18 protein-coding genes are annotated in these 21,455 nt (G+C 67.6%); 14 read left to right on the plus strand and 4 right to left on the minus strand.

The window, feature by feature from the left end:
• Position 1 precedes the first annotated feature (1 nt).
• Positions 2–907 carry an alpha/beta hydrolase gene (locus RTI28_RS21990; protein ID WP_316922393.1) on the minus strand — a complete coding sequence of 302 codons (906 nt, stop codon included), beginning with the start codon at positions 905–907 and terminating at the stop codon, positions 2–4.
• Positions 908–1,025: 118 nt separating this feature from the next.
• Here RTI28_RS21990 and RTI28_RS21995 point away from each other — a divergent pair, with 118 nt between their 5' ends.
• A complete protein-coding gene (locus RTI28_RS21995) occupies positions 1,026–1,940 on the plus strand; it encodes a LysR family transcriptional regulator (RefSeq protein WP_316922394.1) in 915 nt (304 codons plus the stop codon).
• Here the strand turns inward: RTI28_RS21995 and RTI28_RS22000 are convergent.
• A complete protein-coding gene (locus tag RTI28_RS22000) occupies positions 1,907–3,067 on the minus strand; it encodes an MFS transporter (protein WP_316922395.1) in 1,161 nt (386 codons plus the stop codon). The two genes, RTI28_RS21995 and RTI28_RS22000, sit on opposite strands and share 34 nt — an antisense overlap.
• Before the next feature lie 421 nt (positions 3,068–3,488).
• Between RTI28_RS22000 and RTI28_RS22005 the strand changes: the two genes are divergently transcribed.
• Positions 3,489–4,766, plus strand: a complete 1,278-nt coding sequence (locus RTI28_RS22005; RefSeq protein WP_316922396.1) for an acetyl-CoA hydrolase/transferase family protein — start codon at positions 3,489–3,491, stop codon at positions 4,764–4,766.
• Positions 4,767–4,813: 47 nt separating this feature from the next.
• On the opposite strand, the gene RTI28_RS22010 is transcribed toward RTI28_RS22005, so the two are convergent.
• Positions 4,814–5,737 carry a LysR family transcriptional regulator gene (locus RTI28_RS22010; RefSeq protein WP_316922397.1) on the minus strand — a complete coding sequence of 308 codons (924 nt, stop codon included), beginning with the start codon at positions 5,735–5,737 and terminating at the stop codon, positions 4,814–4,816.
• Between the two features lie 411 nt (positions 5,738–6,148).
• Here RTI28_RS22010 and RTI28_RS22015 point away from each other — a divergent pair, with 411 nt between their 5' ends.
• On the plus strand, positions 6,149–7,462 hold the full coding sequence (locus RTI28_RS22015) for an OprD family porin (RefSeq protein WP_410479028.1): 1,314 nt from the start codon (positions 6,149–6,151) through the stop codon (positions 7,460–7,462).
• 413 nt (positions 7,463–7,875) lie between these two features.
• On the opposite strand, the gene RTI28_RS22020 is transcribed toward RTI28_RS22015, so the two are convergent.
• Positions 7,876–8,847, minus strand: coding sequence for an alpha/beta hydrolase (locus RTI28_RS22020; protein WP_316922398.1), 972 nt, complete (start codon positions 8,845–8,847; stop codon positions 7,876–7,878).
• Positions 8,848–9,056: 209 nt separating this feature from the next.
• Here RTI28_RS22020 and RTI28_RS22025 point away from each other — a divergent pair, with 209 nt between their 5' ends.
• From RTI28_RS22025 to RTI28_RS22075, 11 genes are all read left to right on the plus strand, one after another.
• The gene (locus RTI28_RS22025; RefSeq protein ID WP_316922399.1) at positions 9,057–10,676 is read left to right on the plus strand and encodes a GMC family oxidoreductase; all 1,620 of its coding nucleotides are present in this window, start codon (positions 9,057–9,059) and stop codon (positions 10,674–10,676) included.
• 22 nt (positions 10,677–10,698) lie between these two features.
• The gene (locus RTI28_RS22030; protein WP_316922400.1) at positions 10,699–12,177 is read left to right on the plus strand and encodes an aldehyde dehydrogenase; all 1,479 of its coding nucleotides are present in this window, start codon (positions 10,699–10,701) and stop codon (positions 12,175–12,177) included.
• Between the two features lie 222 nt (positions 12,178–12,399).
• Positions 12,400–13,545, plus strand: coding sequence for an acyl-CoA dehydrogenase family protein (locus RTI28_RS22035; protein WP_316922401.1), 1,146 nt, complete (start codon positions 12,400–12,402; stop codon positions 13,543–13,545).
• A 32-nt stretch (positions 13,546–13,577) separates the two neighbouring features.
• Positions 13,578–14,075 carry a MaoC/PaaZ C-terminal domain-containing protein gene (locus RTI28_RS22040; RefSeq protein ID WP_316922402.1) on the plus strand — a complete coding sequence of 166 codons (498 nt, stop codon included), beginning with the start codon at positions 13,578–13,580 and terminating at the stop codon, positions 14,073–14,075.
• 5 nt (positions 14,076–14,080) lie between these two features.
• A complete protein-coding gene (locus tag RTI28_RS22045; RefSeq protein ID WP_316922403.1) occupies positions 14,081–15,439 on the plus strand; it encodes an acyclic terpene utilization AtuA family protein in 1,359 nt (452 codons plus the stop codon).
• A gap of 1 nt (position 15,440) precedes the next feature.
• On the plus strand, positions 15,441–15,782 hold the full coding sequence (locus RTI28_RS22050) for a hypothetical protein (protein ID WP_316922404.1): 342 nt from the start codon (positions 15,441–15,443) through the stop codon (positions 15,780–15,782).
• Between the two features lie 12 nt (positions 15,783–15,794).
• Positions 15,795–16,976 carry a lipid-transfer protein gene (locus RTI28_RS22055; RefSeq protein WP_316922405.1) on the plus strand — a complete coding sequence of 394 codons (1,182 nt, stop codon included), beginning with the start codon at positions 15,795–15,797 and terminating at the stop codon, positions 16,974–16,976.
• Between the two features lie 76 nt (positions 16,977–17,052).
• Positions 17,053–18,255, plus strand: coding sequence for a CoA transferase (locus RTI28_RS22060; RefSeq protein WP_316922406.1), 1,203 nt, complete (start codon positions 17,053–17,055; stop codon positions 18,253–18,255).
• Positions 18,256–18,284: 29 nt separating this feature from the next.
• Positions 18,285–19,442: a CoA transferase gene (locus tag RTI28_RS22065; protein ID WP_316922407.1), complete on the plus strand. Its 1,158-nt coding sequence runs from the start codon at positions 18,285–18,287 to the stop codon at positions 19,440–19,442.
• 33 nt (positions 19,443–19,475) lie between these two features.
• Complete coding sequence (locus RTI28_RS22070) at positions 19,476–20,633, plus strand: CaiB/BaiF CoA-transferase family protein (protein ID WP_316922408.1); 1,158 nt, start codon at positions 19,476–19,478, stop codon at positions 20,631–20,633.
• 145 nt (positions 20,634–20,778) lie between these two features.
• On the plus strand, positions 20,779–21,417 hold the full coding sequence (locus RTI28_RS22075) for an NAD(P)-dependent oxidoreductase (protein WP_316922409.1): 639 nt from the start codon (positions 20,779–20,781) through the stop codon (positions 21,415–21,417).
• Positions 21,418–21,455: the final 38 nt, after the last annotated feature.

The following is a 21,455-nucleotide window of genomic DNA, read 5'->3' on the forward strand; positions in this document are numbered from 1 at the left end:
CTCAGAGGTGGTGTTGGAAGAACGGACCCAGCCTGGCGATGGCCTCGGCCACCAGGTCCGGTTTGTCGTACAGGCCGACATGGGAAGCGCCGGGCACCAGGTGCAGGTGCTTGTCCTGGCTGGCGACGCGCTGGTACAGGTCTTCGCTGATCCAGCGGGTACCGGCCTCGGCACCGGCGACGATCTGGATCGGCTGGGTCAGGAACACCTCCACCAGGTGGAAGGCATCGAAGGTGCACAACTGCATCAGGCTGCGCAGCGGCGCCTGGCTCGGCGAACGGGGATTCTGCGCCCGCGGGCCGCGATAGTAGTCCACGGCCTCGGCGAGGTCGGCATTGGGCGCCTGGTCACGGCTGACCGGCACGATCGGGAAGTACCCGGTGGCGCTGCCGTTGGCCTCGGCGGTGCGGGCGTTGACCGCGGCATCCAGCAGGGCCAGCGCATCCTCGGGGTTGCCGCGGCCATCCCAGCCCTGGCGCAGGATCGCCCCGTAGTTGGCGGCGCTGACCGTGCCGATCGCCTTGATGCGGCGATCGCCCATGGCTGCCCCGACGGTGTAGGCGCCCCCGGCGCAGATGCCCATGGCGCCGATGCGCTCGCGGTCGACGTAAGGCAGCGTGGTCAGGAAGTCGACGGCGGCGCTGATGTCCTCGATGCGCGCATGGGGATTTTCCAGTTGCCGCGGCTGGCCACCGCTCTCGCCCTGGAACGACGCATCGAAGGCCAGGGTGACGAAGCCCAGCGCCGCCAGGCGCTCGGCATACAGGCCGCTGGTCTGCTCCTTGACGCCGCCGGCGGGATGGGTACAGACGATCGCCGGGCAGCGGGCCGTCGCCGTGAAGCCCGGTGGCAGGTACAGGTGGCCGGCCATGTCGAGCGTGCCGTTGGCAAAGGTGACTGCATTCATATCGAACCTCACGGGGTGTCGGTGCGCATGGCACCTAGGCTGTTTTCGCAGTCTACGAGCAGGCGGACCTGGTTATAATCCTGCAAAATCCGAATGCACTTATTAGCCAGGCTTCTCAATGAGCGGAAACAACCTCAAGGATCTCACCGCCTTCCTGATGGTCGCCGAGGAAGGCAACTTCACCCGCGCCGCTGCCCGCCTGGGTCTTTCCCAGTCGGCGCTGAGCCAGGTCATCCGCGGCCTGGAGGCACGCCTGGAACTGCGTCTGTTCGCCCGCACCACGCGCAGCGTGGCGCTGACCCCGGCCGGGGAAAAGCTCATGCAACGGGTTGCACCGGCCATGGCGCAGATCGATGCCGGCCTCCAGGAAATCACCGAACTGCGCGACAAGCCCGCCGGCAGCGTGCGCATCAGCGCCGACGAATACGCCGTGCTCAACCTGCTGCAACCGGCCATCGCGCGGGTACTGCCGGACTTCCCCGACATCAGCGTCGAACTGAGCATCGACTACGGTCTCAGCGATATCGTCAGCGGTCGCTACGACGCCGGCGTGCGCCGCGGTGGCCTGGTGGCGCGGGACATGATCGCCCTGCAGATCAGCCCGCCGCACCCGATGACGGTGGTCGCCGCGCCCGTCTACCTGGCGCGCCAGCCGGCGCCGCGGCACCCGCGCGAACTGACCGGGCATACCTGCATCAACCTGCGCCTGCCTACCCACGGCGAGTATTTCGCCTGGGTCTTCGACAGGGCCGGCAAGGAGCAGCGGATCAAGGTCGATGGCCAGTTCGTCAGCAACAGCATCGCCTCGGCGCGGGATGCCGCGCTGTCCGGCCTGGGCCTGGCCTATCTGCCGCGGGAATACGTGCGCGAGGCGGTGCAGCAGGGAGCGCTGGTCGAAGTGCTTTCAGGCTGGTGCAAGACCTTCGAGCCCTACTACCTCTACTACCCCAGCCGGTTGCATCGCTCGCCCGCCTTCCTCTGGCTGCTCGATGCGCTGCGTCATTCGCCGGGGGAATCACCGCGCGCGCAATGACGCCCGCGCAGCATGAGCAGGCCGGCGCCGAACAGGATCAGCACCGACCAGACCCAGACCAGGGGCGCAATGCCCAGGGCGCTGGCGAGCACGCCGACCAGCATGGGAAACAGGGTTTGCAGCAGATTGTTCACCGACATCGAGATGCCCAGCGCCTCGTTGACCCGCGCCGGCGGCGCCACCTCGTAGATCAGTGCCAGCGACACCGGCGTGCCGACGCCCAGGGGCAGGCCGAGGGCCGCGCTCAGGAGCATCAGCGAGGGCATGTCGTGGGCCACGGGGATCATGGCGTAGACCGCGGCCGCGACGGCCAGGGCGAGAACCAGGGTCGCATGCGGATTGACGTACTGGATCAGCAGCGGGGTGAAGAAGCGCGAGGTCAGGCTGCCAAAGGCGAACGCACCGACCACCCAGCCGGCCTGGGACGCGGCCAGGCCGACCTGCGCCGCGTGCAGGGAAAGAATGAACGGGTACAGGGTCTGGTTGGCGGTGAACACGCTGCTGACCAGGATCCACAGGCGCAGGTCACCGACCTTGAGCAGGTCGTAGGCGCGCCGCGCTTGCGGCGCCGTGCCGGGGTCCTGGGTCTGGCGGGCATAGAAGTGCGGCAGCAACTGGATGCCGATCAGCGCGAAACAGGCGAACAGGCCCAGCACAGCGACAGCGATGACCGCCCCAGCGTGCTCGAAGGCATACGAGGTGAGCACCGGTCCGCCGAAGTTGAACAGCGAGTAGCTGAGCACCAGGTAACCCAGCGCCTTCGCCCGCTCGCTGACCCTGACGCCCATGCCGACCGCGCGGGTCGCCGCCATGTGGGTGAAGACCCCGGCGCTGCCGATCAGGCCGGACACCGCCAGCAGGCTGTACGGGCTCGGCAGGCCCCAGAACAGCAGCGCCGCGAGGACGATCATCAGCGCCGACAGCAGCACCGCCGGCAGCGTGCCGACCCGGTCCATCCAGCGCCCGAACGCCACGCTCAGGAGCATCGGCACCGCCGTGCACAGCGCCGCCGCGACACCGATCAGCAGACTGCCGGCGCCCAGGGACAGGCCGATCAGCGGAACGATCAGGCGCGACGAGCCGAGGGCGGCCATGATCCAGCCGGAGATGAACAAGGTCCCTGCCATTCGCCCTGTCGGCGCGGGCCGGGAGACCTCGGCGGGCGGTTGCCGGGCGCCCATCAGGCCTGCCCTCCCCGGTGAGTCGGTACGTCGTGCCTGCCTGTGTCGATGGATAAACCGGGATGCTGCATGGACCTACCGTTCGCGCTGCGCCAAGAAAATACCCGACGTCCCGGCCAGGCATGACGCCAGGGACGAGACCCGCGGGAAAGGGGATACCCGCTGGATCCTGACGACCGCGGCGAGAGGCTGCAATGGATGCTTTTCGAAATGCCGATTCGCCAGCGCCGAAGCGCCCGGGCACCGCGGCTGTCGATCCGACCGATTCGTCGCCGGCGAAACCGCACTTGCACAATCATCATTTGTACCGCGCCGAGCCAGGGCCAAAGATCACGCGACCTACAGCGCCGAAGACCGAAAACCCGCCATGAACACGACACCCCTTGCCCACCGCGCGACCCCGACTGCCGACCTGGCCCGCCTGATCCGTCCCGGCGACACGATCATGTGGGGCCAGGCCAACGCCGAACCCCTGACCCTGATCCAGGCGCTGGTGGAGCAGCGCCATGCCCTGGGTCGGGTCCGGGTGTTCCTCGGCATCGGCCAGAACACCCTGCTCAAGGCCGAACACGCCGACGCCCTCGACTTCCTCGGCTACTGCGGCAGCGGCACCAACCGCCACCTGGCACAGGCCGGGGTGCTGGACATCCTGCCCGCCCACTATTCGCAGTTTCCGCGCCTGATCGAACAGGGCGCGCTGCGCATCGACGTGCTCATGCTGCAGGTGCCCCCCGCCGATGCCCTGGGGCGCTACAGCCTGGGCATGGCCCGGGAATACCTGGTGCCGGCGCTGAAGTCGGCGCGGGTGATTCTGGCCGAGGTCGATCCGTCGATACCCTGGACCTATGGCGGCCCCTACCTGCAGGAAAGCGATTTCGACCTGCTGATCCCCTCCACCCTGCGCGCCCCCGCCGCCCCGCCCAGCGCGCCCGGGTCGGTGGAGATCGCCATCGGCCGGCATGTGGCCAGCTTCATCGAGGACGGTGCGACCCTGCAGACCGGCATCGGCAACGTGCCCGATGCGGTGCTGGCGCAACTGCGCGACCGCCGCGAGCTGGGCGTGCATTCCGGGGCGATCGGCGACGGCATCGCCGAACTGGCGCAGGCGGGGGTGATCACCAACAGTTGCAAGAGCATCGATGTCGGCGTGTCCATCGGCGGCGTGCTGATCGGCGGCGACAGTGTGCGTCGCTATGCTCATCTCAACTATGCCCTGGAGCTGCGCGGCACCCACTACACCCACAGTACCCAGGTACTGGGCAAGCTCGATCGCTTCGTCGCGATCAACTCCGCCATCGAGGTCGACCTCAGCGGCCAGGTCAACTCGGAAATGGCCGGCGGCCGCTATGTCGGCGGCGTCGGCGGCATCCTCGATTTTCTCCGTGCGGCGCAGGCCAGCCGTGGCGGCGTACCGATCCTCGCCCTGCCCTCCACCGCCGGAAACCACAGCCGCATCGTCGCCAGCCTGTCAGGACCGGTCACGGTGCCGCGCAGCGACGGCTGCGTGATCATCACCGAGCATGGCATCGCCGATCTGCGCGGCTTGCCGCTGGGCCAGCGCACGCAACGGCTGATCGCGGTGGCGGCGCCCGAACATCGCGAGGCACTGGAGCGCCAGGTGCATCAGGCGAAATCGCGGGGTTGAAGACGCCCGCGCCGTGAGCGATATCGCCCACGGCGCGGCAGGTCAGGTCAGGACTGCACCGTGCCAGCCGTACCGCTCAGGTACTCCAGCAAGGTCCGCGCCGCCGGACTCGGCAGGCGGCCATGGGGGGTGGCGATGGAGATGATGCGGTTGGCCCAGGGCTCGGCCAGGTCGAGCACCGCGACCGAGTCGAGCATGTCGCGGCTGACATGACACTCCGGCTGCACCGTCACGCCGAACCCGGCCTGCACCAGGCTGATCGCGACACCGGTGCTGCGCACGTTGAAGCGTGACTCGAACTCCTGCCCCAGGCGCCTGGCCGCGGCGCGGAACACCGGGAGCATGGCCTTCACGGCGATCAGGCTTTCCGGCAGCAGGTCCTCGAAGGTCACGCTGTCGCGCCCCGCCAGCACGTGGTCGCGGGGCACGATGGCGACCATGCGGTCCTTGCGATAGGGCGTGACGTCGACACCGCTCAGGTCCATTTCATGGGCCATGGCGAACACGCCCACGTCCGTCTCGCCATTGGCCACGGTGCGCACGATCTCGGCATTCTCCACCTCGCTCAGGTGCAGCTCGATCAACGGGTAGTCATGGGCATAGTTACCCAGCTCGCGGGCCAGGAACGGCGCGATGATCGAGCGTGCCGAGGCAACGTGGACATCGCCGCGGATGCCTTCGGTGAACGAGGAGATCTCCGCGCGCATGTCGTCCAGCTGGCCGAAGATCGTGCGCAGGTAACGCACCAGCACCGCGCCGGCGGGGCTGGGCTGCACGCCCTTGGGATTGCGCTCGAGCAGCTTGACCCCGGCGATCTCCTCGAGGTCCTGGATGCGCTTGGTGGCGGTCGAGGCGGCGATGTTCTCGCGGATGGCGGCGAGGCCTATCTGCTGTTCCTCCACGGCGGACAGGAACAGCTTCAGGGTGAACAGATCTACCTGACGGATGAGGTGCATCTTGTTGAAAGTCATAGGCGCTCTGAAGAGGTACGTATCGTCTTGTCATTGTTGGGCGAAGCCGCGGCGCGAGATGTCATCGAGCCACTCTCCACCACCGCTTCACGCTGTCATCGACTATACGCCTTCGACGCCGCGACCGCTTGCCCAATACTGCTCGGCACGGTCTTTCCCACGAATGCGGCGAGTGCTCTATCACGGGCCTTTCGGCGCGCTTCAGCAAAGCTGAAGCGGGGCTTCGGGAAAGGTCACTTGAGCGCCCCCTGCCAGCCTTCAATATGAGTCCCAGGACCGGCCCCTGGCGCACACGCGCCAGCGTCATCGATGCCGGGTCCGTTGCCAGCAAACCCATCGATCGTCGTCGGCGACAGCGTTGCCGGCGCTGGGTTCGCGTTCACCTGAAAACAATAAAAAGAGGGTTGTAGTGTGGCCGATTCCAAGCAACTTCCGTTCGTCCTGATCCTGAGCCTGAGCCCCGCTCTGCCGCTGCCGGCGTACGCCGATTTCATCGCCGACAGCAAGCTCAACCTGGGTCTGCGCACGCTCTATTACAACAACGACTTTCGCGACAACAGCAGCGGCCCGTCGCGCACCGAGGAACTGGCCCAGGGCTTTCGCCTGGACTACCAGTCCGGCTACACCGCAGGTCCGATCGGCCTGGGGGTCAATGCCATCGGCCTGCTCGGGGTGACCCTGGACAGCGGCGCGGGACGCCACCAGGGCAGCTCGATGATTCCTTCCGCCGGCGACCACCCGGCGGACGAATGGAGCCGCCTCGGCCTGACCTTCAAGATGAAGGCATCGAAGACCGAGCTGCTGGCCGGCACCCTGTTTCCCAAGCTGCCGATCCTCGTCGCCAACGACGGCCGCCTGCTGCAGCAGACCTACCAGGGCGGGATGATCACCTCCAACGAACTGGACAACCTGACCCTGGTTGCCGGCAAGCTGGACAAGGTCACCGGTCGCGGCTCCAGCGATCGCACGGGCCTCGCGGTCGGTGGCGGACGCGAGCAGAGCGACAGCTTCAGCTTCGCCGGGCTCGACTACAAGCTGGGCAGCAACCTGTTGCTGCAGTACTACCACGCCTCGCTGAAGGACTATTACCGCCAGGACTTCGTCGGTGCGGTGCATACCTTGCCGCTCGGCGAAACGCAGAAATTCAAGACCGACCTGCGTTATTTCCGCAGCCGCGGACAGGGCGCGAACGCCGCCGGCGAGGCGGGTTACCAGGTGTCCGGCTATACCCGCGACGGCGACGGCAGGATCGACAACGACACCTGGAGCGCCACCTTCACCTACACCGTCAACGGCCACAGCCTGCTGGCCGGCTACCAGAAGGTTTCCGATCACAGCGCCTTCGTCCAGCCCAACCAGGGCAGCCTGGGTGGCGGGGTCGAGGCTGGTGGTTCCAGCACCTACCTGTACACCGACCGCCTGGCCTCCAACTTCACCCGCGCCGGGCAGGCCTCGCGCTATGTGCAGTACGCCTATGACTTCGCCGCGGCGGGGATCCCTGGCCTGAGTGCCTCGGTGATGTACGTGGATTCCGATTCGATCAAGCGCGCCAGCGGCGGTGACCAGCGCGAGTGGGAGCGTGACCTGTCGCTGGGCTATGTGCTGCAGAGTGGTCCGCTGAAGGGGCTCGGCTTCGTCTGGCTGAACGCCAAGCTGCACAGCGAGGCGGTGGCGAACCAGGATCAGAATCGGTTGTTGATGACTTATACGTTGGCGTTGTTCTGAGGGGGTGGGGCTGACGGTGTCTTGCCGGTGTTCTTGAGATCGAGCGCCGTCCTCGCGGCGCTTCGCGGGTGCATGGCGATGTTCTTCTAGTGCCCTTGAGATCGAGCGCCGCCCGCGCGGCGCTTCGCGGGCAACGCCCGCTCCCACATTTGTTGCAACGTACCTATGTCTGACAGGCCATGGTTGACCGCCTTGTTGGTTCGACTCGATACCGAGTCGTACCCAACAGCCTCCCCACGATGCATCGCCGAAAAAACAAAGGCTGACAACTCAAATCCAACAGGCCATGGCGCGTTGCAACAAATGTGGGAGCGGGCGTGGCCCGCGATGCGCCGTGCGGACGGCGCTCGATCTCAAGGGCGCCAGAAGGCTGTCGTCAGGCACAACGAAGCCCCCTAGCCCCCCAGAAAACCTCACCCCCCAACCCGCCGAATGAACTCGATCGCCATCCGCCCAAACGCATCATTGTCATCACCGGTCAACATATGCCCCGCGCCCGCGACCTCGACCTGCGTCGCCACCGGGCACAACACCAGGAACTCCTCCACCGCCTCGCGGCTCAGCACATCGGAGTACTCGCCACGCACCACCAGCGTCGGCACCGCTATCCGCCGCGCACACTGGCCCAGACGCACGGTCCGCGCGTGCAGATCGTCGCGCCCGTCGAGAAAACGCGGATCCCAGTGCCAGTAAAGCCGCCCATCAGCCGCCCGCCGCAGGTTCTTGCCCACTCCGCTGGCACCCTTCGCCGAGCGCGGGCCACCCCGATACCCGGCAATCGCCTCGGCCGCTTCCTCCAGCGAAACGAAACCGCGGGCATGCCGGCTCATGAAATCACGAACCCGATCGACCCCCTCGCCCAATGAACGGTGGGCAACATCGGCAAGTATCAACGCGGCCGCCTCCACCACGCCGTCGGCCACCGCCTGGAGACTGGTCAGGCCACCCATCGAGGCACCAATCAACACCGGCGGCGCGGCAAGGGTGCGGACCACACAGGCCAGATCCCGGGCCAGCGCCGCCTCGCTGTAGTCGCCGTCCTCCACCCACTGCGAATCGCCATGCCCGCGGGCATCGTAGGCCAGCGCGTGAAAACCGGCGCGGGCCAGGTTGCGCGCGGTATGCCGCCACGAATGACGGGTCTGGCCACCGCCGTGCAGCAGCACCACGGGCGGGGCCGAGGGATCGCCCCAGCTGTCGCCATACAGGCGATTGCCGTGGTCCCCCGTCCAGCAGTGCATGGGAGTGGGTGTACCGGGAAGCGCAGTGCGTGCGGTCATGATCAGCAAAACCAGGGCAAGGCGCCGGACGGACGCGACCCGCGAAGGTACACGACGCTGCGCGGCACCCAGGTCGCAGTCGTCGATCGCGCGATGAAGCGCCATCTTCGACACTGCACCGGGCAAGGCCAAGTCGGGTTTTTCGAAGTGGCGCTTCAGGTTTCCTCAAGCCGAACCGCTCACGCTGCGGGTGTGCGGTTTGCTAGCGTGACAGTTCGACAGGTACCCATCCGCACAACAAGAACAAGGAGGCAGCATGAGACAGGTCGCGCAAGCGCACGCCCGGGTCAACGCCATCTCGGCAGGGGCACGCGATGCACAACTATGACTACATCGTGGTCGGCGCCGGGTCCTCCGGTTGCGTGGTCGCCAGCCGGCTCAGCGAGGATCCGCAAACGCGGGTGCTGCTGATCGAGGCCGGCGCGAGCACCGACGATTTCTGGGTCAACACCCCGGCGGGCATGGCCCGGCTGTTCGGCAGCGAGCGCTTCAACTGGCGGTTCAAGACCGCGCCGATCGCCACCCTCGATGGCCGCCAGGTGCAATGGGACCGCGGCAAGGGCCTGGGTGGCAGCAGCGCCATCAACGGCATGATCTACATGCGCGGGCAACCCGAGGACTACGATCTCTGGGCCCGCCTGGGCAACCCCGGCTGGGCCTGGGCCGATGTGCTGCCGTATTTCAAGCGCTCGGAACACAACGTCCGCGGCGCCAGCAGCAACCACGGCGACCAGGGCCCGCTGTGGGTCAGCGACCCGGAGGAAGTCCACCCGGCAGCGCACGATTTCATCAGTGCCTGCGCCAACCTCGGCATCCCGCGTTCCAGCGACCTCAACGCCCCGCCCTACCCCGCGGTCGGCGTGCGTCAGTACACCATCCGCCAGGGTCGCCGGCATTCGGCCTACAAGGCTTTCATCGAGCCGGTGCGCCAGCGCCCCAACCTGGACATCCTGAGCAACGCCCACGTCACCCGGGTACTGCTCGAAGGCCAGGAAGCCAGCGGCGTGGAGGTGCTGCACGACGGTCAGCGCCGCGCCATCCTCGCCGCGCGCGAGGTGATCCTCAGCGCCGGCGCCATCGCCTCGCCGCAACTGCTCCTGTTGTCGGGCATCGGCGAGGCGGCGCAACTGCAGCGTCACGGCATCGCCGTGCGTCACGAGCTGCCCGGTGTCGGGCGCAACCTGCAGGACCACTGGTACGCCTCGTTCGCCTGGCGCTGCACCGCCGACAGCTCGGTGAACCACCGCCTGAGCGGCCTGCGCAAGTACCTCGAAGGCGCCCGCTACCTGCTCACCCATGGTGGCTACCTGGCCCTCGGTGCCGCTCCGGTGACCGCCTACACCCGCAGCGAAGTCGATGGCCCGGTGGACCTGCAACTGTCGCTCAACCCCATGAGCTTCTCCGCCAGCGCCTCCGGTGAAGTGGCCGCCGATGCCTACCCGGGTATCTCCGCCTCGGTGGTGCTGCTGTCGCCGCACTCGCGCGGCCATCTGGAGCTGGCCAGCGCCGACCCGCTGCAGGCCCCGCTGCTGCACCCCAACTATTTCAGCGACGAGCGCGATGTGCGCCGGCACCTGGCCGGGCTGCGCCAGTTGCGCCAGATCGTCCAGGCACCACCACTGGGCCAGCGGGTGATCGAGGAGGTCCGTCCCGGCGCGCAGTGCGCCAGCGACGAGCAACTGTTCGACTACCTCAAGCGCTGTGGCGGCACCGGCTGGCACCCGGTGGGCACCTGCAAGATGGGCCATGACCCCAGCGCCGTGGTCGATGCCCGCCTGCGCGTGCATGGCGTGGGCCGCCTGCGGGTGATCGATGCGTCGATCATGCCGGTCATCCCCACCGGCAACACCAACGCGCCCTGCATCATGATCGGCGAAAAGGGCGCGGACCTGATCCGTGCCGATGCGCTGGCGGCCCGCACCCTGGCAGCCTGACGTCCAAGGAGACCCTGTACCCATGAACACCCCCGAGCGGACGTTGAACGTCCCCCATGCCGACTGCCTGTTCATCGCCGGGCAGTGGCGCAAGCCATCCACACCACAGACTTTCGCGGTACTCGACTGCGCCACCGAAGAGGTGGTCGCGCGAGTCGCCCGGGCCGAGAACGAGGACGTCGCGGCGGCGGTCGCGGCGGCGCGCCAGGCCTTCGACCACGGCCCCTGGCCACGCCTGACGCCGCAGGAGCGCGCCGTCTACCTGGAGAAGATCGCCGAGCGCCTGGAAGCCCTCAACGATGACTTCGCGCGGATCTGGACGGTGGAATCCGGCGTGCTCTACCGCATCGCCCAACCCCGTGTCGGCCAGTACCTGAGCGGTGCGTTCCGCCAGTACGCGGCGATGGCGCAGACCTATCCGTTCATCGAGCCGCTGAAGTCGCTCAGCGGCCACCAGGCCTACCGGGTCCAGGAAGCGGTGGGGGTGGCAGTGGCCATCGTGCCGTGGAACGGTCCCGCCGGGCTGATCGCCTACAAGGTCGCGCCGGCCCTGCTGGCCGGCTGCACGGTGATCATCAAGAACTCCCCCGAAGCGCCCTGCTCCGGCCACCTGTTCGCGCAGATCTGCGAGGAGGTCGGTCTGCCGCCCGGGGTGGTCAACATGCTCACCGCCGAGCGCGATGTCTCCGAGGCGCTGGTCAGCCACCCCGACGTGGACAAGATCACCTTCACCGGCTCCACCGCCGCCGGCCGGCGGATCGGCGCGGTGGCCGCCGAGCGGGTGGCCCGGGTCACCCTGGAGCTGGGCGGCAAGTCGCCCGCCGTGGTCCTCGACGACTACGACATCGAGACCGCCGCCAAGGCCCTGGGCACGCCCTATTTCAGCTACCTCAGCGGCCAGGTGTGCGCCAGCCTGACGCGCATCATCGTGCCCCGCGCCAAGCACGACGCCATGGTCGAGGCGCTGGTCGGCGCCGCCCGTGAAGCGGTGCCCGGCGATCCCTTCGCCGCCGACACCAGCATGGGGCCGCTGGCCTCGCAACGACAGCGCGACGCCGTGGAGCGCCTGGTGGCGCAGAGCATCGCCGACGGTGCGCAACTGGCCACCGGCGGCGGCCGCCCGCGCCACCTGCGCCGCGGCTTCTTCTTCGAACCCACGGTGCTGGCCCACGTCGACAACCGCTCCTTCGCCGCGCGCCACGAGTTCTTCGGCCCGGTGCTTTCGGTGATCGCCGCCGACAACGAGGCGCATGCGATCGAGATGGCCAACGACAGCCTGTTCGGCCTCAATGCCGCGGTGTTCACCCAGGACCCCGAGCGCGCCATGCAGGTGGCGCGACAGCTGCGCGCCGGCACGGTGGGACACAACGCCTCGCGCTACGACTTCTCCATCGGCTTCGGCGGCTTCAAGCAGTCCGGCATCGGCCGCGAAGGTGGCCAGGGCGGCCTGGAAGCCTTCCTCGAAACCAAGACCGTAGTCCTCGACCGCCCGGCCGGCTGAGCGGCCGCTACCCTCCCGTCTCGCAGCGTCGCCCCCTCGCGGGCGACGCTGCGCATGCCCGCTTGCGCCAGCGCCAGCCCGTGTCGCCGCGACTTCCCCTGCCCCTCGCAACCACTTCAATTCCCTAGAAATCCGACTTCGAAATTCGCAACTTGGTTTGCCGGGCGCCGCGCCCTAGCTTACGGGGTGTCTACTCAACAACAGCAAAAAGGACCCTCGGCCATGGCCAACTTCCTCGACCAATCGCAACAGATGTGGCTCGACAGCGTTAACCGCTTCATGGACAACGAAGTCACCGTCGAATACATCCGCAAGTGCGACCAGAATCGCGACTACCCCTATGAAGCCTACGAGAAGATCGCCAAGCAGGGCTGGCTGGGCCTGCTGTTCTCGGAAGAAGAAGGCGGTGCCGGCGGCAGCATCTTCGACTACGTGTTGATGTCCGAAGGCCTGGGCAAATACGGCTTCGACTTCGCCGCGGCGATCCTGGTGCCGACCTTCACCGCGATGAACATCGCCAAGTACGGCACCCAGGCGCAACGGGACAAGTACATCCAGCCGTTCATCGAAGGCCGCATCCGCTTCTCGGTATCGATGACCGAACCGGACGCAGGCTCCGACGTGTTCGCCACCAAGACCCACGCACGGCGCAACGACAACGGTGACTGGGTGATCAACGGCGCGAAGATGTTCTGCTCCGGTGCCCAGGCCGACAACACCGTGATCGCCATGCTGGTGCGCACCGACATGAAGGACAAGCACGGCGGCCTGACCATGCTGCTGATCCCCAACGACACCCCGGGCATGGTCATCAACAAGCTGCCGACCCTGTCGCGCCACGCCACCGGCACCACCGAGATCTTCCTCGATGACGTGATCGTGCCTGGCGATGCGATCCTCGGTGTCGAGGGCCAGGGCCACGAGATCATCCTCAATCACCTGGAGCTGGAGCGCTGCGCGGTCGCCGGCGCCTACACCGGCAACGCCCAGGAAGCGGTGAACAACGCCAACCGCTACGCCCACCAGCGCACCCAGTTCGGCCAGCCGATCTTCAACTTCCAGGTGCTCAAGCACATGCTCGCCGAGAACCAGACCCGCGTCGACGCGGCCCGCCTGCTGGTCTACCGCGCCGCAGCGCTGAAGTCCGAAGGCCAGCCGGCGCCGAAGGAAACCTCCATGGCCAAGCTGTACGCCTCGGAAACCCTCAAGCAGTGCGCCCTCGACGGCATGCAGATTCTCGGCGGCTTCGCCAACCTGCCCGAAGCCGACATGGAGCGTTACCTGCGTGAAAGCATCCAGTGCACCATCGGTGGCGGCACCTCGCAGATCCAGCGAACCATCATCGCCAAATCCATGCGCCTGAACTAAGGCCCTCGCCAGACACCCACAAGGAAACAGCCATGAGCCTTATCAACAACCAGATCAACCAGACCTTCGACGAACTGGAAGAAGGTCAGGTCTTCGCCTCGGGCGGCCGCACCATCACCGAGACCGACGTGGTGAACTACTGCGCCCTGACCGGCAACTGGATCGCCATCCACTCCAACACCGTCTACTCGTCCAAGACCCGCTTCGGCAAGCGCCTGGTCCAGGGTGCCCTGACCTACTCCATCGCCACCGGGCTGGTCCAGTTCGGCCTGGGCTTCCAGGCCAACTACGGCATCGACAACATGCGCTTCCTCAAGCCGGTGCTGATCGACGACACCGTGTATGCCCGCGCCACGGTGATCGGCAAGAAGGTCAAGGACGACAAGTACGGCGTGATCAAGTTCCTCATGCAGGTGCTCAACCAGGACGGCGACGTGGTGCAGCAGGGCGAATGGAGCCTGCTGATGCTGCGCAAGCGTGAAGACCTCGATGCGCTGGTCGCATCCACCCTGCCGTCGGTAAAAGGCTGATCGCCATGAAGACCATTCGTATCGGCTCCGGTAGCGGGTTCTGGGGTGACAACCTCGACCCCGCCATCGAGATCGCCAAACACGGCAACGTGCAGTACCTGGCCTACGACTTCCTCGGCGAGCCGACCATTCCGCTGCTGCAGAAGATGCGCCAGAAGAACCCCGAGCACGGCTTCGTCCCGGCCATCCGCGCCGTGGTGCGCGGCGTGCTGCCGATCTGCCTGGAAAAGGGTATCCGCATCCTCACCAACGCCGGCGCGGCCAACCCGCAGGCCTGCGCCGACACCATCCTGGCCGCGGCCAGGGAGATCGGCATCACTCGCCTCAAGGTCGGCATCGTCACCACCAACGACATCCAGCACAAGGTCGAGGAACTGCTCGACCAGGGTCAACGCTTCGCCAACCTGGATACCGGCGACGACGACCTGGGCCGGGTACGCGAGCGCATCGTCGGCTCCTACGTCTACTCCGGCGCCTATGGCTACGTCGAAGCGCTGCAGGCCGGCTGCGACATCATCATCTCCGACCGCGCCACCGACGACGCGGCTATCCTCGCCCCGCTGGTCCACGAGTTCGGCTGGAAGTGGGACGACTGGGACCGCCTGGCCATCGGCATCACCGCCGGTCACCTGATCGAATGCGGCGCGGCCTGCTCCGGCGGCATCACCAGCCTGTGGAAGGAAGTGCCGGAGCCGTGGAACATCGGCTACCCGATTGCCGAGGTCAACGAGGAAGGCGAGCTGTTCATCACCAAGGTGGACGGCACCGGCGGCCTGATCAACCAGGTCACCCTGACCGAACACCTGCTCTACGAGGTCCACGATCCGGGCAACTACCTGATGCCCGAAGTCATCACCGACTTCACCCAGGTACGCATGCAGGAAGTGGCCAAGGACCGGGTCAAGGTCTGGGGTGCCCGCGGCAAGCCGGCGCCGGCCACGCTCAAGGCCGGCATCGCCTACACCGATGGCTACATCGGCGAAGTCGAGTCCTCGGTGACCTGGCCGGATGCCGTGGCCAAGGCGCGGCGCTCGTTCGAAATCATCGAGAAGCGCTTCGAGATGGTCGACCTCAAGGCCGAGCAGGTGCGCTTCGACATGATCGGCGTCGACGCCTGCCACTGGTCGGCCTCCCCCGAGCCCGACCCGGACATCAACGAAGTGCGCATTCGCGTGGCCGCCAAGTGCGCCAGCCGCGCCGAGGCGAGCAAGGTCGCCCGTGAATGCGTGATGCTGATGGGCACCGGGCCCATCGGTTCCACCGGCCAGCTGAACACCCCCGCGCCACGCGAAGTGTTCGCCCTCTGGCCCACGCTGATCGCACGCGAGCACGTCGTGCAGAACGTCGAAATCCGGGAGCTCTGACATGGCCAAGCTGCAACTCAAAGACCTGGTGTACGCCCGTTCGGGCGACAAGGGCGATATCAGCAACATCGCCGTGATCGCCAGGGAAGCACGTTTCTATCCGCTGCTGGAGAAGCACCTGACCGCCGAGCGGATCAGGGAGTTCTTCGGCGAAATGGCCAAGGGCAGCGTCGAACGCTACGAGGTCCGCACCCTGCACGCGATGAACTTCGTCCTGCGCAACTCGCTCGGTGGCGGCGCCACCCGCAGCCTGCGCCTCGACTTCACCGGCAAGACCATGTGCCAGGCCATCCTGCGCATCGTCCTGGATGTCGATGAAAGCGATCTGCAGCTGATCCACTGAAGGAGAACCGACATGGGTAACAAAGCCAGGATCATTGGCGTCAACATGGTCAAGTTCGCCAAGCCGGGCGCCCACGAGCCCTACGAGGTGATGGGGGCCAAGGCCATCCAGGGCGCGCTGGCGGATGCCGGCATCCGCTACGACCAGGTGCAGCAGGCATTCGCCGGCTACGTCTACGGTGACAGCACCTGCGGCCAGCGCGTAGCCTACGCGGTAGGCATGAGCGGTATACCGGTGTTCAACCTGAACAACTACTGCGCCTCGGGCTCCTCGGCGCTGTTCCTCGCCCGCCAGGCGGTCGAGTCCGGGGTGGTGGAATGCGCCCTGGCCTTCGGCTTCGAGGAGATGAAACCCGGTGCCCTGGCCAGTGCCTTCGGCGACCGCACCTCGCCGGTGGGCTGGATCTACGAGCGCCTGCAGGAACTGGCACCGCAACTGCCGCAGGACGCGCCGCGGGCGATCAAGGCCTTCGGTTCGGCCGGCTGGGCCTACATCGAGCGCTACGGCGCCAACCCCGACATCTTCGCCAAGGTGGCGGTGAAGACCCGCAGCCATGCCGTCAACAACCCCTACTCGCTGTTCAACAAGCCGTTGAGCGTCGAAGAAGTGCTGGACGCGGCGCCGATGTATCCTCATCTGACCCGCCTGATGGCCTGCCCACCCACCTGCGGCGCCGCCGCGGCGATCGTCTGCAGCGAGGCATTCGCCGCCCGCCACGGCATCACCGATGCGGTGGAGATCGTCGCCCAGGCGATGACCACCGACACCGAGGCCAGCAAGCTCGACCTGCTGAACCTGGTGGGCGCCGACATGACCCGCCGCGCCGCGCAGCAGGTCTACGAGACGGCGGGCATCGGCCCGCAGGACGTGAATGTGGTGGAACTGCACGACTGCTTCACGCCCAACGAGGTGATCAGCTACGAAGGCCTGGGCCTGTGTCCGGAGGGCGGCGCCGAGAAGTTCATCGCCGACGGCGACAACACCTACGGCGGCAAGTACGTGGTCAACCCCTCGGGCGGCCTGATGTCCAAGGGTCATCCGCTGGGCGCCACCGGCCTGGCACAGTGCACCGAGCTGGTCTGGCACCTGCGCGGCCAGGCCGGCCAGCGCCAGGTGGACAACGCGCGTATCGCCCTGCAGCACAACATCGGCCTGGGCGGTGCCTGCGTGGTGACCCTGTACCGACGGGCCTGACCGCGTGCGGCCTGGCCCGGTTGCACGGGCCAGGCCGTTCGACAGGCAGCCAATGACAATAATCGGAGTAAGCGACATGGCAGGACCACTTGCCGGGGTACGGGTACTCGACCTGACCTCGAACTTCATGGGCCCCTACGCCTCGCTGCTGTTGGCGGACATGGGCGCGGACGTGTGCAAGATCGAAGCGCCCGCCGGCGATCCCACCCGCGGGGTCGGCCCGTGCCGCAATCCGGGCATGAGCGCGATCTTCCTGCACCTGAACCGCAACAAGCGCAGCGCCGCCCTCGACCTCAAGCACCCCGAGGCCGCCGCGGCCCTGCGGCAGATGCTCGCTTCGGCCGACGTGCTCCTGCACAGCCTGCGCCCCAAGGCCATGGCCAGGCTCGGGCTGAGCTACGAGCAGGTACGGGCGATCAACCCGCGGCTGATCTACTGCGGCGCCTTCGGCTTCGGCCAGAACGGCCCGTATGCCGACCGCCCGGCCTACGACGACCTGATCCAGGCCGCCGTCGGCATGCCGGTGCTGCAATCGCGCAAGTCCGGCCCGCCCGCCTACGTGGCCACGGCAATCGCCGACCGCATCGTCGGCATGGCCACCTGCAACGCCATCGCCATGGCCCTGTACTACCGGGAAAAGACCGGCCACGGTCAGGCGGTGGAGGTGCCGATGTTCGAAACCTTCGCCCATTTCGTCCTCGGCGATCACCTGTACGGGCACACCTTCGAACCGCCGATCGGCGACTGGGGCTACGCGCGGATGATGAGCGCCGAACGCCGGCCGTACCAGACCCGCGACGGCTACCTGGGGGTGAACATCTACACCGATCGCCACTGGCAGCGCTTCTTCCACGCCGTGGAACGCCCGGACATGGCCGAGGATCCGCGCTACAGCACGATCTACGGCCGCACCGAGAACATCGGCGACCTCTACAGGTTCCTCGCCGACACCTTCGCGACCCGGACCACGGCGCAGTGGCTGGCACTGCTGACCGAGGCGGGCATTCCCGCCATCGAGATGAACACCCCGCAGACCCTGCTCGACGACGCCCACATGCAGGCCGTGGCGTTCTTCCAGATGCAGCAGCACCCCAGCGAAGGCCTGCTGCGCATGCTCGGCATTCCCCAGCAATGGAGCGAAAGCCAGCCAGAGCAACGCTACCCGGCACCGCGCCTGGGCGAACACACCGAGCAGTTGCTCGGCGAATACGGCCTGAACCCGACCCAGGCGCGACAACTGGTGCTCAACGGCGGCGCCGTGCAGGCACCCGTCGCCTGACGATCAACTCCCCCTCAAGGAGACAACAAATGCAAGAAGATCCGCGAGCTGACCTGCCCCTGGCGGGCATTACCGTCGTCGAACTCGGCGACAGCGCTTCGGCGCCGTTCGCCGGCCATGTCCTGAGCGGCCTGGGCGCCGAAGTGTGGAAAGTCGAACGCCCCGCCGGCGACTCCTCGCGCGGCTGGGGCCCGAGCCAGTGGAAAGGCTGTGGGGCTGCGTTCCACGCGATCAACCGCGGCAAGCGCTCGATCTGCCTGGATATCAAGGACCCGGTGCAACTGGCGACCCTGCACGACCTCATCGAAGGCCATGCCGACGTGTTCCTGCACAACCTGCGCCCGGGCAGCGCCGGGCAGTACCAGCTGGATGCCGACAGCCTGCGCCAGCGCAAGCCGCAACTGGTGGTGAGCGAGGTGGGTGCCTACGGCCATGTCGGGCCACTGAACGCCCTGCCCGGCTACGACCCGCTGATGCAGGCCTTCTCCGGGATCATGACGCTGACCGGCGAAGACGGCCAGGCGCCGGTGCGCGCCGGAGTGTCCATCGTCGATTTCGGCACCGGCATGTGGGCGGTGATCGGTATCGTCTCCGCCCTGCTGCGCCGCGAACGCCGCCAGGTCGGCGCCACGGTCAACAGTTCGCTGCTGGAGACCGCCATCGCCTGGATGTCCATCGGCATCGCCAACTACGCCGCCGACGGCAACCCCGGCGGACGCCATGGCTCCGGCGTGGCCTTCATCGTGCCGCACCGCGCCTACGCGGCGGCGGACGGCCACGCCATCATCAGTGCCGCCAACGACACCCTGTTCGCCCGCCTGTGCGATGCCCTGGGCCATGCCGAATGGGCGCTGGATGCGAAGTTCGCCACCAATGCCGGGCGCATCGCCAACCGCAAGGAGATCGACGGCCTGATCGGCGAGCGCATGAAGCAGCACACCCGCGCCCACTGGCAGGCGCACTTCGACGCCCTCGGCCTGCCCTGCGCCTCGGTGCAGACCACCGAGGAGCTGTACGCCCACGAGCAGACCCGGGCCCTGGGCATCCTCGGCAAAACCCGCGAGGACGAGATCGCCCTGGTGGGCATGCCGCTGTCGTTCGACCGCCAGCGCCCGCCGGCCCTGGACTCGGCCCCGGAACTGGGCCAGGACAACGAGCGTCTGCGCCAACTGCTGCAGGCCGGCTGAGGCGCGCACGACTTCTTTTCACGGGATGAACTGATGAACACGAAAGCACAAGGCCCGCTCGCGGGTATCAGGATCGTCGAGATCGGCGGCATCGGACCGGCGCCGTTCTGCTGCATGCTGCTGGCCGACCTGGGCGCCGAAGTGGTACGCATCGACCGCCCCGCCGGCCATGACGGCGGCGCACCGGTCGATGCCCGCTTCGAACTGCTCAACCGCAGCCGCCGCAGCGTGCAGATGAACCTCAAGCAGCCCGAGGCGGTCGCCGCGGTGCTGCGCATGGTGGAACAGGCCGACGTTCTGGTCGAAGGTTTCCGCCCGGGGGTCATGGAGCGCCTCGGGCTGGGTCCCGATGTGTGCCTGCAGGCCAATCCGCGGCTGGTCTACGGGCGCATGACCGGCTGGGGCCAGAGCGGCCCGCTGGCCCAGGCGCCGGGGCATGACGTCAACTACATCGCCGTGACCGGCGCCCTGCACGCCATGGGCCGCGCCGGAGAGGCGCCGGCAATCCCGCTGAACCTGGTGGGCGATTTCGGCGGCGGCTCGCTGTACCTGGCCCTGGGTCTGCTCAGCGCCTTGCTCGAGGCGCGCGGTTCGGGCCAGGGCCAGGTGGTGGACGCGGCCATGGTCGACGGCGCGGCGTCGCTGATGACCCTGATCTACGGCTTCCATGCCGCCGGCTACTGGAAGGACGAGCGCGGCAGCAACCGCCTCGACTCCGGGGCGCCCTGGTACAACGTGTACGAAACCCGCGACGGCCGCCACGTCAGCATCGCCGCCAACGAGGGGCGCTTCTACCGCGAGGCGCTGCAGGTCCTCGGCCTGGACCCGGCCGAACTCCCGGATCAGCACGACCAGGCTGGCTGGCCGCTGATGAAGCAACGCTTCGCCGAGGTGTTCAAGGGCCGCACCCGCGACGAATGGGCGGCCCGCGCCGAGGGCACGCAGTCGTGCATCGTCCCCGTGCTGTCGCTGGGCGAGGCGCCCGGCCACGCGCATGTGCGCCAGCGCGGCAGCTTCGTCGAGGTTGCCGGGGTGGTCCAGCCGGCGCCCGCGCCACGCTTCAGCCGCACCCCCGGCGCCATCCAGAACCCACCGCCACGACCGGGTCAGGACAGCGAAGCCGCGTTGCGCGACTGGGGCTTCTCGGCCGCGGAACAGCAGGCCCTGCGCACCTGCGGCGCGGTGCTCTGACACACCGTCCCGCGGCCCCTGGCGGGTAGCCCCGCGCCCACCACGCGGACCGCGACCCACGAAACGCAGCCCTCGCGGCAGGCGCGGGCCTACCCGCGAGGGGCCGCGGGGCAATCCCCCTTTCAGTTGATCGAGGAAAACCTTCATGAATATCGCCATCATCGGCGCCAGCGGTTTCATCGGCTCTGCCTTGCTCGGCGAAGCCCTGCTGCGCGGGCACCAGGTCACCGCACTGGTGCGTACGCCACAACGCCTGGCCAGCCGGCCGGGCCTGCAGGCCGTGGCCTGCGACGTCTATGACGGTGCTGCGCTGCCCGCGCTGCTGCGCGACTACGACGCAGTACTGGTCGCCCTGCGCGGCCAGGGCGAAAACGACACCGGCAGCCACTACATGAGCGGCTTTCGCACCCTCCTCCAGGCCGCCCGCACCGCGGCGGTGAAGCGTCTGCTGGTGGTCGGCGGCGGCGGTTCGCTGGAGGTGGCGCCGGGCGTGGAACTGCTCGATGCCCCCGGTTTTCCCGAGGAATATCGCGGCCCCGCGGAAGGCCCGCGCGACGCACTCCGCCTGCTGCGCACGGAAACCGAACTGGACTGGACCATGCTCTGCCCCGGCGCACTCATCGAAGCAGGCGAACGCACCGGGCGCTTCCGCCTCGGCCTCGATCAACTGCTGGTCGACGAGCAGGGTTTCAGCCGTATTTCCGTGGAGGACTTCGCCGTGGCGATGATCGACGAGCTGGAGCGCCCCGCGCACAGCCGCCGGCGCTTCACCGTCGGCTATTGAAGGTCCGTCCCCCCAGCTGCCGCGGAGCCGGGCACGCC

The organism is Pseudomonas sp. zfem002, assembly GCF_032621685.1.
Lineage (GTDB): Bacteria > Pseudomonadota > Gammaproteobacteria > Pseudomonadales > Pseudomonadaceae > Aquipseudomonas > Aquipseudomonas japonica.